General features: G+C 38.5%; 11 protein-coding genes. 10 read left to right on the top strand and 1 reads right to left on the bottom strand.

Annotation, left to right across the window (positions count from 1 at the left end; all coding sequences use genetic code 11):
* Positions 1–4: 4 nt before the first annotated feature.
* The 3 genes from ACLJX0_RS00490 (at position 5) to nhaC (ending at position 5,254) form a co-directional block, all read left to right on the top strand.
* A complete protein-coding gene (locus tag ACLJX0_RS00490; protein WP_410877633.1) occupies positions 5–979 on the top strand; it encodes a ribonucleoside-diphosphate reductase small subunit in 975 nt (324 codons plus the stop codon).
* A gap of 41 nt (positions 980–1,020) precedes the next feature.
* Positions 1,021–3,357, top strand: coding sequence for a ribonucleoside-diphosphate reductase subunit alpha (locus tag ACLJX0_RS00485; protein ID WP_410877632.1), 2,337 nt, complete (start codon positions 1,021–1,023; stop codon positions 3,355–3,357).
* 418 nt (positions 3,358–3,775) lie between these two features.
* Positions 3,776–5,254 (top strand): Na+/H+ antiporter NhaC, encoded by a 1,479-nt coding sequence (gene nhaC, locus ACLJX0_RS00480; protein WP_410877630.1) that lies wholly within the window; start codon positions 3,776–3,778, stop codon positions 5,252–5,254.
* A 180-nt stretch (positions 5,255–5,434) separates the two neighbouring features.
* Here the strand turns inward: nhaC and ACLJX0_RS00475 are convergent, their stop codons facing one another.
* A complete protein-coding gene (locus ACLJX0_RS00475; protein ID WP_410877629.1) occupies positions 5,435–6,334 on the bottom strand; it encodes a helix-turn-helix domain-containing protein in 900 nt (299 codons plus the stop codon).
* A 141-nt stretch (positions 6,335–6,475) separates the two neighbouring features.
* Between ACLJX0_RS00475 and ACLJX0_RS00470 the strand changes: the two genes are divergently transcribed.
* From ACLJX0_RS00470 to ACLJX0_RS00440, 7 genes are all read left to right on the top strand, one after another.
* Complete coding sequence (locus tag ACLJX0_RS00470; RefSeq protein WP_410877628.1) at positions 6,476–7,096, top strand: urease subunit beta; 621 nt, start codon at positions 6,476–6,478, stop codon at positions 7,094–7,096.
* A 21-nt stretch (positions 7,097–7,117) separates the two neighbouring features.
* A complete protein-coding gene (gene ureC, locus ACLJX0_RS00465) occupies positions 7,118–8,824 on the top strand; it encodes an urease subunit alpha (protein WP_410877627.1) in 1,707 nt (568 codons plus the stop codon).
* 416 nt (positions 8,825–9,240) lie between these two features.
* Positions 9,241–9,879 carry a peroxiredoxin gene (locus tag ACLJX0_RS00460; RefSeq protein ID WP_410877625.1) on the top strand — a complete coding sequence of 213 codons (639 nt, stop codon included), beginning with the start codon at positions 9,241–9,243 and terminating at the stop codon, positions 9,877–9,879.
* A gap of 30 nt (positions 9,880–9,909) precedes the next feature.
* The gene (locus tag ACLJX0_RS00455) at positions 9,910–10,218 is read left to right on the top strand and encodes a thioredoxin family protein (protein WP_410877624.1); all 309 of its coding nucleotides are present in this window, start codon (positions 9,910–9,912) and stop codon (positions 10,216–10,218) included.
* Between the two features lie 18 nt (positions 10,219–10,236).
* Complete coding sequence (locus ACLJX0_RS00450; protein WP_410877623.1) at positions 10,237–10,494, top strand: DUF6952 family protein; 258 nt, start codon at positions 10,237–10,239, stop codon at positions 10,492–10,494.
* A gap of 185 nt (positions 10,495–10,679) precedes the next feature.
* Positions 10,680–11,213, top strand: coding sequence for an NADPH-dependent FMN reductase (locus ACLJX0_RS00445; protein WP_410877622.1), 534 nt, complete (start codon positions 10,680–10,682; stop codon positions 11,211–11,213).
* A 240-nt stretch (positions 11,214–11,453) separates the two neighbouring features.
* Positions 11,454–12,563, top strand: coding sequence for an FUSC family protein (locus ACLJX0_RS00440; RefSeq protein ID WP_410877621.1), 1,110 nt, complete (start codon positions 11,454–11,456; stop codon positions 12,561–12,563).
* Positions 12,564–12,633: the final 70 nt, after the last annotated feature.

Here is a 12,633-nt window from a genome sequence, read left to right as displayed (position 1 = left end):
TGCTATGACCACTGAACCTATTTTAAGAGAAAACAAGGACCGTTTTGTTATCTTTCCCATTGAACATTATGATATCTGGGAATTTTACAAAAAGGCAGAAGCTAGTTTTTGGACAGCTGAAGAGGTTGACCTCTCTTCTGATCTACACGATTGGGCCCATAAACTCAACGAAAATGAACGATTTTTCATCTCCCATGTTTTGGCTTTTTTCGCGGCTAGTGATGGAATTGTCAATGAAAACTTAGCCCTTAATTTCATTCAAGAAGTACAATATGCCGAAGCGCGCTGTTTCTACGGCTTTCAAATTATGATTGAGAATATTCACTCCGAAATGTACTCCCTACTCATTGATACCTACATCAAAGATCCCAAGGAAAAAGACCACCTATTACGTGCCATTGACACCATTGACTGTGTCCAAAAAAAAGCACATTGGGCTTTGCGTTGGATTGAAAGTGAGAATTTCGCAGAGCGCTTAGTAGCCTTTGCCGCAGTAGAAGGTATTTTCTTTTCAGGTAGTTTTTGCTCTATTTTTTGGTTGAAAAAACGAGGATTAATGCCTGGATTAACCTTCTCTAATGAGCTCATCAGCCGAGATGAGGGTTTACACTGTGATTTTGCCTGTTTACTTTATGTCAATCATCTAAAAAACAAATTAACCGAAGCAACCGTTCAGGCCATTATTCAAGATGCAGTAGCCATTGAAAAAGAATTTGTCACTGATGCACTTCCTGTTCGCCTCATCGGGATGAACGCGGATCTCATGTGTCAATACATTGAATTTGTTGCGGATCGCTTGCTACTTACTTTAGGATGTGCTAAAATTTGGAATGCTACGAATCCTTTTGACTTTATGGAATTAATCTCCCTTCAAGGCAAAACGAATTTCTTTGAGCGACGCGTAGGGGAATACCAAAAAACAGGAGTTAAACAACAAGATAGAACCACAACTACTTTCTCCTTAAATGAAGATTTTTAACATCATTAGTCCTTACTTTTCACTTATAAAAACACAAAAACATGTATGTAATTAAACGAAATGGTAAAAAAGAAGCTGTACATTTTGATAAGATTACTGCTCGACTGCATAAATTAGTCTATGGACTAGAAATCACAGAAAATCACATCATAGACATCAGCAAAAAAGTAATTCAAGGCATATACGATCAGGTTACAACGACAGAACTCGACAACCTCGCGGCAGAGACTGTAGCGGCTTATACTACTACACATCCAGATTTTGCTATTCTGGCTGCCCGAATTTCAGTAAGTAACCTCCATAAAAATACGATTAAATCCTTTTCAGAAACAGCCAAAAAACTCTACCATTACCTTGACCCCGTTACACAAACACACGCTCCTTTACTGGCAGAAGATGTGTATGAAATTATTCAAAAAAACGCGGATCGACTAAACAGTAGTATCATCTATGAGCGCGATTATACTTTTGATTATTTTGGTTTTAAGACCTTGGAAAAATCCTACTTATTACGCACCAATAATAAAGTAGTTGAGCGACCTCAACATCTCTTTATGCGGGTGGCTTTAGGCATTCACAAAACCGATATTGAAGCCGCCATAGAAACATATAATTTAATGAGTAACAAATGGTTTATCCACGCCACACCTACTCTATTTAATGCAGGTACTCCCAAACCTCAGATGTCGTCTTGCTTTTTACTAACAGTAAAAGAAGACAGTATTAATGGGATATACGACACATTGAAAGACTGTGCCTTAATTTCCCAATCAGCAGGAGGCATTGGCGTGAGCATTCACCCAATTCGCGCAACGGGAAGCTACATCAAAGGCACTGGAGGGGTTTCCAATGGTATTTTACCCATGCTCAAAGTATTTAATGAAACGGCCCGTTATGTAGATCAAGGCGGTGGTAAGCGAAAAGGTGCGATTGCTGTGTATTTAGAGCCTTGGCATGCGGATATCTTCGATTTTCTCGATGTACGAAAGAATCACGGGAAGGAAGAAATGCGAGCAAGGGATTTATTTCCTGCCTTGTGGATTCCTGATTTATTTATGAAACGCGTGGAAGAAGACAGCACTTGGTCTCTCTTTGATCCGAATGAAGTACAAGGCTTATGCGATTTGTATGGTGCTGCCTTTGAAGAGCAGTATATCCAGTATGAACAAGAAAAAAAAGCCCGAAAAACCATACAGGCTCGAGCGCTCTGGACGGCCATCTTGGAAACACAAATTGAAACAGGAACTCCTTTTATGTGCTACAAAGATGCCGTGAATCAAAAATCCAATCAAAAAAACTTAGGTACGATTCGCAGCTCAAATCTATGCACGGAGATTATGGAGTACACAAGTCCCACCGAAATAGCTGTCTGCAACTTAGCCTCTATAGCACTGCCTCGTTATGTGGTAGAGCATCAGTTTGATTTTCAAAAGCTCTATGCGGTTACTAAAATTATCACCCTCAATCTCAATAAAATTATTGATGGTAATTATTATCCCTTGCCTGAAACACAAACGTCTAATAAACAAAATCGTCCCATTGGTATAGGAGTACAAGGGCTAGCCGATGTTTTTATGTTACTGCGTCTTCCTTTTGAAAGTGAAGAAGCCAAAGCGCTAAACCGAGCGATCTTTGAAACCATCTACTTCGCAGCTCTAGAAGCTTCGATGGAACTTGCAAAACAAGAGGGAAGCTATGAAACCTTTGCGGGATCTCCTTTATCAGAAGGAATCTTTCAATTTGATTTATGGGGGGTTACTCCTTCTGACCGCTGGGATTGGTCAACCTTGCGAACAGCTATTATAGAACACGGCGTTCGAAACTCACTCTTACTTGCTCCCATGCCCACCGCTTCTACCTCTCAAATTTTGGGAAATAATGAATGTTTTGAACCTTATACAAGTAATATTTACAACCGACGTGTACTCTCTGGAGAATTTGTGGTGGTAAACAAGCATCTCTTACAAGATTTGATTCAGCTCAACCTATGGAATCCAGCCTTGAAAAATCAACTCATTGCGGCCAATGGTTCGATTCAACAACTAACGGGAATTCCACAAGAATTAAAAGATTTATATAAAACCGCTTGGGAAATCAAGCAGAAAAACCTCATCGATATGGCTGCAGATCGCGGGGCCTTTATTTGTCAATCCCAATCGCTCAACCTCTTCTTGGCAGAACCAACTCCGAGTAAACTCACTTCCATGCATTTTTACGCCTGGAAAAAAGGATTGAAAACTGGAATGTACTACCTGAGAACTAGACCCGCTGTGGATGCGATTAAATTCACCGTCGATTCCACACTACTGGATTCAGCTGTATCTCTCACTCCTTCTTGCTCTTTGGATGATCCAGAGTGTTTGTCTTGTGGTAGTTGATTTATTTTTTTGGGGGAGATTTGTTGAGGATTTGGTGAGGGTTTGGTGAGAGTTTAGTGAGGGTTTGGTGAGGGTTTGGTGAGAGTTTGGTGAGGGTTTGGTGAGGGTTTGGTGAGGATTTGGTGAGGGTTTGGTGAGGGTTTGGTGAGGGTTTGGTGAGGGTTTGGTGAGGATTTGGTGAGGATTTGGTGAGGATTTGGTGAGGGTTTGGTGAGGATTTGGTGAGGATTTGGTGAGGGGTGTTTTTACTACTGATGGTTTTATCAAAAGCCAAACAACAAACAACAAAGAACAAACAGCGAAAAACAAAAAAACAAATTTCTTCCATTTTTGGTACAGTTTATGTGCATAAAAGAACAGTAATCGGCTAAATTAAGTACTTTTACTTTTTATATTCACTTTTAAAACCCATCTTGAAATGCAGAAACAACAAGAGAAGCCTATTTCACTAACACAATCGTTAATTCCTGTCGTATTACTCGTGGTATTATTGGCTATCAATGTTTATGTATTCCGGGATGATGCTTTATCGGGCACCAATCAATTTATCTTACTACTGGGTGGAGCCATTGCTATAATCGTAGGATTATACAATCGCGTTTCTTATGATACCATTCTTCAGCAGATTGTCAATAATGTACGTGATACCTCCAATGCAATCTATATTTTGTTGCTTGTGGGAGCCTTGTCAGGTACTTGGTTGTTGAGTGGTATTATTCCCAGTATGATTTACTATGGGTTGGAAATTCTACATCCCTCCATTTATTTGCCTGCTTGTGTGATTATCACTTCGATTATTTCCATTGCAACAGGGAGCTCTTGGACTACTTCTGCAACCGTAGGGATTGCTTTAGTGGGAATTGGAAATGCTTTGGGTATGCCCCTTGGTGTCATTGGTGGCGCTGTCGTATCAGGGGCTTATTTTGGGGATAAATTATCTCCCCTATCCGATACAACCAACTTAGCTCCGGTCATGGCAGGTACTGATTTATTTACGCATATTCGCTATATGTTGTATACCACCGTACCCACCTATATTGTAACCCTTATTCTTTTCATTATTTTGGGCTTTGTTTATAGTACAGAAGGTCAAGTTAATACAACAGAAACGCTGGACGCAATTCGTCAAACCTTTCACATTACGCCGCTCTTATTTATTGTCCCTATTGTAGTTATTCTATTGATTGTAAAAAAAGTACAACCTATTGCCGCTTTATTAATCGGAACTTTATTAGGTGCAGTATTTGCCTTAATCTTTCAACCCGATATTGTAGTAGCGGTAGCGGGTGGAGAAACCTTTAATTTTTATTATGCCTATAAAGGAATAATGTTAGCCTTGACTACGGATATTCGTATCCTATCTCCTTTAGAAAGTCTCAATGGACTCTTTGAAGCTGGGGGAATGGCGAGTATGCTAAATACTGTATGGTTGATTCTATGTGCCATGTTTTTCGGTGGAACAATGGAAGCTATTGGTGCATTACAGAAAATATCAGCGGCTTTACTATCCGTTGCTAGTAGTTTATTTGGACTATTTGCCAGTACGGTTGCCAGCTGTTTAGCCGTTAATATCACCACATCTGATCAGTATTTATCTATTGTCGTACCTGGAAAAATGTTTGCTGAAGCCTATAAACAAAAAGGGCTTGCACCAGAGAATTTAAGTCGAACACTAGAAGATTCAGGAACGGTAACCTCGGTACTAATCCCATGGAATACCTGCGGAGCTTATCATGCAGGAGTATTGGGTATTCCTACCCTCACCTATTTACCTTATGCTTTTTTCAACTATCTCAGTCCGTTTGTGACTTTACTTTATGCCGCTTTTGACATCAAAATCAGACGTTTAGTTAACAAAGAAAAACAAATAGACCACCTAGTAAAAGAGCAAAACTAAAGACGAGACCACATTTCCTTGTGATGTGTCCATAGTGACTCCATAGTGCGTCCATAGTGTGTCCAGTAAAACAGGACTTTTCTATAGACTGATAATGGAGACACAATACAGTCATGATGCTAAAAGTAACAGTTTACATTAAACAATACAGGCTCTTCCAATTGGAAGAGCCTGTATTGTTTAATGTAAGCGATTATCAATGGCCAATCGCTCTCTCATACGATACTCATTTGGCGAAACTCCCATTTCTTTTCGAAAGAATTTTGAGAAATAACTCGGCGATGGATAGCCCAATTCATAGGCAATCTCGGCTATATCTTGGGTGGTATTCACCAACAAAAGCTTGGCATATTCAACATTGACCTCATTAATAAACTGTTTAGCAGAACGTCCAATTACTTTTTTAATGCATCGGTTTAAGTAATTTTCCGATAAGCACAATTGACTGGCATAATACTGTACGGATTTTTCTCGAATATGTGCTTCAATCACCAATTCCTTAAATTTAAATGCCACCTCTAAATCACGGGAATTAAAAGTATAATGATCCGTATAATAGTTTAATCGAGATAAAATTGAATAAAAAATAGGCACATAAATAGCGGGCCTATTTTCAGCCAAGCCCAATTCGCCATACAATAACAGCAAACTCGCCGTTATTGCCTGTTCATCATAATAATCAAGTTTGTAATAGGGCACGTATTTCACCTCCTCTTTTTTGTCGTGCATCAACAAATATTGGGTAAAAATATCAGATTCGTAAAAAACAATAAATCCCCTAATATCTTCCGATAGATATTGAGTGGCCGTCCACACGCCTTGTTTAACGTGTAGGCACTCTCCAGCTATGATGCGATAGTTTTGAAAGTTAATCAACTGCTCAAATTCTCCCTGAACTAGATAAATAATAAAGCTAAAGGCTGTACGGTAAGGGCTTACGGGCTTTATAATTCCCGTGAGATACTCCTCAATCTTATACACTTGTAGTGAATTCGTGTTGCTTAATATTGTAAAATCAAGATAAGGTAGATATCTCTTTTTATAATCGTAACTAGATAAAATCGTAGAAACTTCGTTCATATAAACTACAATAAAAAATACGGTTAAAGGTAAACAAAAAAGCAAGACTTTACGCTAGCACGAAAAGGGATAGTATTGGCATGTTATGGCTATGTTCTCCTATACTTTGGAAGGTTACTTTTGTGCAAAACTTTAAGAACTATGTATTTAACGCATCAAGAAAAGGAGAAAATGCTTCTTTTATTTGCAGCTATTATTGCAAAAAATAGAAAGGAAAAAGGATTAAAACTAAGTTATCCGGAAACCATTGCTTATCTATCTGGACATATTATAGAGGGAGCGAGAGAGGGAAAAACGGTGCAAACACTAATCGAAGAATGCAACCAATTACTCACAAGTGAAGATGTAATGCCTGGTGTTCCCCAATTAGTAGAACAGGTGCAAGTTGAAGCCATGTTTGTTGATGGAACAAAGTTAGTATCCCTTAATAATCCGATAAGGGCTACAGAAGCCTCCTTAATTCCAGGAGCATACGCTTATGCTGAAGACGATATTATTTTATCTGAAGGAAGAAAACGCCTGACTATTACGGTCACCAATACCGCTGATCGCCCCGTACAAGTAGGCTCACACTTCCACTTCTATGAAACTAACCCAGCGTTGGCCTTTGACCGAGAGTCAACCAAAGGCTATCACTTGGATATTGCCTCGGGTTTATCTGTTCGCTTTATGCCTGGTGTAGAAGAAACCATTGACCTCGTATCTTATGGAGGTGAGCAGATTATCCACGGTTTTACTGGAAAAATAAACGGTTCTATTTAATTTTTACGATTGAGAAATAAAATGAAAAAAATATCACGTCAAGAATATGCGAGCTATTTTGGTCCAACAACGGGAGACAAAATACGCTTAGCAGACACAGATTTATGGATTCAAATTGAAAAAGACTTTACGACCTATGGAGATGAATTAATCTTTGGAGGAGGAAAAGTAGTCCGCGATGGAATGGGACAACACCCGTTAGCAACGAAAGATCAAGTCTTGGATACAGTCATTTCCAATGCAATTATTTTGGACCATTGGGGGATTGTAAAAGCCGATATTGGAATCAAAAATGGAATTATTGTCGGCATTGGAAAAGCGGGAAATCCCTTCACGATGGATGGTGTATCCCCTCATATGATTGTGGGTGTAGGAACGGAATACATTGCAGGAGAAAACTTGATTGTTACAGCGGGAACAATTGATACCCATGTGCATTATATTTGCCCGCAGCAATTTGATGTTGCCCTACAATCGGGTACTACCACGGTAGTTGGTGGAGGAACAGGTCCTGCAGCTGGCACCCTAGCAACCAACTGTACTTCTGGGGCTTGGCACTTACAACGCATGGCCTTAGCTACCGATAAAATTCCAGTGAACTTTATCTTCTTAGCAAAAGGGAATAGTTCAAGTGCAACTGCCTTGCACGAAATTGTAACAGCGGGTGCGGGAGGAATGAAGATTCACGAAGATTGGGGAAGCACGCCTTATGTGCTAAATAAATGCTTGGAAGTAGCGGATGAAGCTGATATTCAAGTATGTATTCACACGGATACCTTAAACGAAGCAGGGTTTGTGGAAGATTCCTTAGCATCTTTTAACGGACGCTCTATCCATACCTATCACACGGAAGGTGCTGGTGGTGGACATGCTCCAGATTTATTAAAAGTAGTTGAATATGACAATATCTTGCCTTCTTCTACCACACCAACCAATCCTTTTACAATCAATACCATTGATGAACACTTGGATATGATGATGATTTGCCATCACTTAGACAAGAATATTCCTGAAGATATTGCTTTTGCTAAATCGCGTATCCGCGAGCAAACTATTGCCGCAGAAGGTATTTTACACGATATGGGCGCTATTTCCATGATGAGTTCGGACTCCCAAGCGATGGGTCGAATTGGGGAGGTTGTTACCCGTACATGGCAAATTGCGGATAAGATGAAAAAAGATTTTGGTCCATTACATCCGGATACGACAAATGACAACTTCAGAGCGAAACGCTATGTAGCAAAATACACCATCAACCCTGCAATTACGCACGGAATTTCGGACTACGTAGGTTCTGTTGAAGTTGGAAAAATGGCAGATTTAGTGTTCTATCGCCCTGCTACTTTTGGAAGTAAACCTGAAATGGTGCTTAAGGGAGGGGTGATTGCTTATGCTGGAATGGGAGATCCCAACGCTTCGATTTCAACCCCACAACCGTATATGTACCGCCCAATGTGGGGAACCTTCGGCAAGGTAGTAGGCGAAACTTCGGCTCTATTTGTTGCGCAACAAGCCATTGATCACGGAGGTTTACAAGAATTAGGCGTTCAAAAAGCACTCAAACCCGTGAAAAATACGCGCCAGGTGAAAAAATCCGATTTGCTTCACAATGCGAGTCAACCGCATATTGATATGAATCATCAAACCTATGAAATTCTCATTGATCAAAAACCCGTTTCTATTCAACCGTCTCAATCGTTACCATTGAGTCAGTTGTATCATATTTAGGTGATTGGAAATGGGAGATGAATGAAATTTCCCATAGCTAAGTGAAACAATTTTTCATGTACTATAATTCAACAAAAAGCCAAACTTGATTGTAAGTTTGGCTTTTTGTTGTGGGTTTCTTTTTTGTTGTAATAATCTAAATCTCAAAACGCATTACGCTTTATGCATCACGCACCACCATTTTATAACAAAACCTTCACACCTACACTCATTTTTTATTCGTATATTTAGACTCGTCGAAATAAGTTTTTACTGACAACCCCAATTGTTTGATTTGATACTAAGTATAAATAAAACTTATACTAAAATAAAAAACAATAATCAGAAATAATAGTACAAGTCCCTTTTGTGGGCTATTTTTGTACTAGAAATAAGAAAGGAAAAAACAAATATTAACTTTTAAAAAAATAAACATTATGTCTTTAGTAGGTAAAAAGTTTCCAAACATTACAGTAGATGCAATTTCAGAAATGGGTGATAATTTAAGAATCAACATTTTTGAAGAAGCAACAAAAAATAACAAAAAAGTATTATTATTCTGGTATCCAAAAGATTTCACTTTCGTATGTCCTACGGAATTACATGCTTTCCAAGAGGCTCTTCCTGAATTTGAAAAAAGAAATACGATGGTAATTGGAGCATCTTGTGATACAAATGAAGTACACTTTGCTTGGTTAAACACAGCCAAAGACAACGGAGGTATTGAAGGAGTTACATACCCTATCATCGCTGATACGCAAAGAAACTTATCTTCTGTATTAGGTATCTTAGACGTAGAGAATGAAGTATACAACGAAGAGTTAGATTCAGTTCAAATTGAAGGATCAAACGTAACGTACCGTGCTACTTACTTAATTGATGAGACAGGAAAAATTTTCCACGAGTCTGTAAACGATATGCCATTAGGAAGAAACGTAAACGAGTATGTTCGTTTAATCGACGCTTACACACACGTTCAAACACATGGTGAAGTATGTCCTGCAAACTGGGAAGAAGGAAAAGATGCAATGAATGCAGACAGAAAAGGTGTTGCTGATTACTTAAGCAAACACTAATTAAATACTAACGTAAAAAAAATTTAAAAAATGCTTTTAGAATTAGATCAAGATAATTTACAAGAAATTGTAGGTCAAAATGAAAAAGTAGTTGTTCAATTTTCAGCTACTTGGTGTGGGAACTGTAGAATTATGAAGCCAAAGTTTAAAAAGCTTTCAACAGAAAAAGAGAATATCACCTTTGTTATTGCAGATGCGGAGAAATTCCCTGAATCTAGAAAACTAGCTGACGTGAGTAATCTACCAACCTTCGCTACTTTCGTAAATGGAAAATTAGTGAACCAAACTCAAACGAATAAAACGGAAGTTTTACACGATTTAGTTGGTGAAATCGCTTAATCTTAAATACGACCTCGCATGAAATTACCTGTAATTAAACATTTAACTCAATTTATTGAGCAAAATGACCAAGATTATATCATTGAAACCCTAGAAGTATTGGAAAACCTAACGGAAGTTCCCTCGTTAAAAGACGAAGAATTGGACGTTATTGGTGAATTAATCTCCAATATGTACGGAGCACTGGAAGTTCAGAAATTAATGAAAGAAGGAGCTACGCAAAAAGAAGCATTAAACAACTTTATGCAACGTGTATTAGGGTCCATTGACAAATAAATCTTATTTTACAATACAAAGGCTACAAAACAATGTTTTGTGGCCTTTTTTTATTCTCTTTAGCTCGAGCATTTCGCTATCAGTTTGAATAGTCTCTTTTCCAATACCTCCTTTTCTTATTCTAGATTAAGTCTTTTTTTTCCTCCCCTTCCTACCTTTGTAACAAAACAAAACAAAATTCAACCATGAAAATTACAGCCTTTGCTGCTAGCAATAGCACACAGTCCATCAACTTAACTTTGGTTAAAAGCGTCTTACCTAATTTAGAAGGACACGACATACAAATTTTAGATCTCAACGATTACGAAATGCCCATCTATTCTCCAGAACGGAACCAAGCCGGTATTCCTGAACAAGCGCTCACCTTCAATCAGATACTAAAAGACAGTGATGCCTTAATTATTGGTTTAGCCGAGCACAACGGAACTTTTAGTACGGCTTTTAAAAATATTTTTGACTGGGGATCTCGTGCTGATAAAGCTTTGTTTCAGCAAAAGCCTATGTTCTTGCTTTCAACCTCTCCAGGTCCTCGAGGAGGACAATTCGTTATGGAGTCCGCAAAAAATATCTTTCCCTTTTTTGGAGGAAACATTCAAGCCCATTTTTCATTGCCCAATTTTCAAGATAATTTTAAAGATGGAATGATTGTCAATGACGCTTTACAGCTTGAATTTGAAGCGAAAATAAACGATTTTAAATCGATTCTTCATCAAAACTAACCCTACTTTTTCAACACAGAGAGGCTATCTAAAACGGGTAGCCTTTTTGCTTTTACTCCTTGATTCTCATACCTCACTTTCTACTTAATTTCTTTCTATAAAGAGCTCCTAACCATTTGCATTTTTTGTATCTTTGCACCACTTAATCTAACGGAGATTTAGCTCTTTCTCCTTTCAACAAGTAGTAGCTTATGAAACGGTTTAGTTTTTATAAACTGTCGCAAAACATCCGGACGAATCATGAGAAATAATTTTTTTGTTCAACTCCTGAAACAAGAAAGTAAAAATTTATTTCAACTCAAAGAGAGTAACCGCTTATGGCATATTCCTTTCATGGCGATGTTTGCCATTGGAGTTCCTTTACTGGTGGGTTGGTATTTTGATAATCTACAAGCAGGATTATTGGCCTGTTTAGCAGGTTTGGTTATCCTCTACCTTCCTTCTAATCTGCCGACTCCTCAACGGATGTTTATTATGCTAGTCTGTTCCTTCGGCTTTATGTTTTCTTATGTCGTTGGGGTTATTTTCAGCTTTAACTTTGTGGTTTCTGCTGTGGTCTTTGGTTTATTTGCGACAGCCATCCATTGGTTATCCTTGTATTTTTCCATGCCGCCTCCTGGGAGTTTTTTCTTTATTATGATTGCTTCGATGGCCAGCAATACGCCTTTTGATTTTGATACGATTGCCACGCGAATCGGATACTTCGTCTTGGGAACCGTATTCGCTTGTACCCTAGCCTTAGTCTATAGCTTTGTTGTGGGACGAAAATACATTTCAAAAACACCCGTCCGTATTATTCTACCTGTACCCCTAAAAACACAAGTCGATTACTTCATTCGTGCCGTAATTGTAGGCGCTTTTATGTCATTATCGCTATTAATTGGTAATCTATTGAACTTCAATAACCCCTATTGGATTCCCATTTCTTGTTTAGCTATTATGCAGGGAATTTCACTCTACCATGTTTGGCAACGCGTCTTGCATCGTATTGCGGGCACATTTATTGGTATTGGACTGTGTTGGGTCTTAATTTCTTTCTCTCAAGATCCCCTATACTTGTGTATTTGTATTATGCTTTTGCAATTTATTATTGAAATTTTTATCTCGCGAAACTACGCCCTTGCGGTCATTTTTATCACCACTTTAACTGTCCTACTTGCAGAGGCAGGGAGTCCCTTGATTCATTCGCCTAATGAACTCATTCAAGCGCGACTAACCGATATTGTCATTGGTAGTTTACTTGGCGGACTTGGCGGATGGCTCTTGCATCACGAATATTTGCGCCATCATACAGTAGATCAAATCAGAAGTACACGCATTGGATTAAAAAGAAAGCGAAAAAAAAGGTAACTTTCTTTGTTATTTGTTCTTTGTTATTTGTTCTTTGGCTTTTGTGCTTTGTTATTTGTTATTTGTGCGT

Source organism: Myroides sp. DW712, assembly GCF_046557355.1.
In the GTDB taxonomy this organism is placed as follows: domain Bacteria; phylum Bacteroidota; class Bacteroidia; order Flavobacteriales; family Flavobacteriaceae; genus Flavobacterium.
This window is presented reverse-complemented; position numbering and strand designations above follow the sequence as displayed.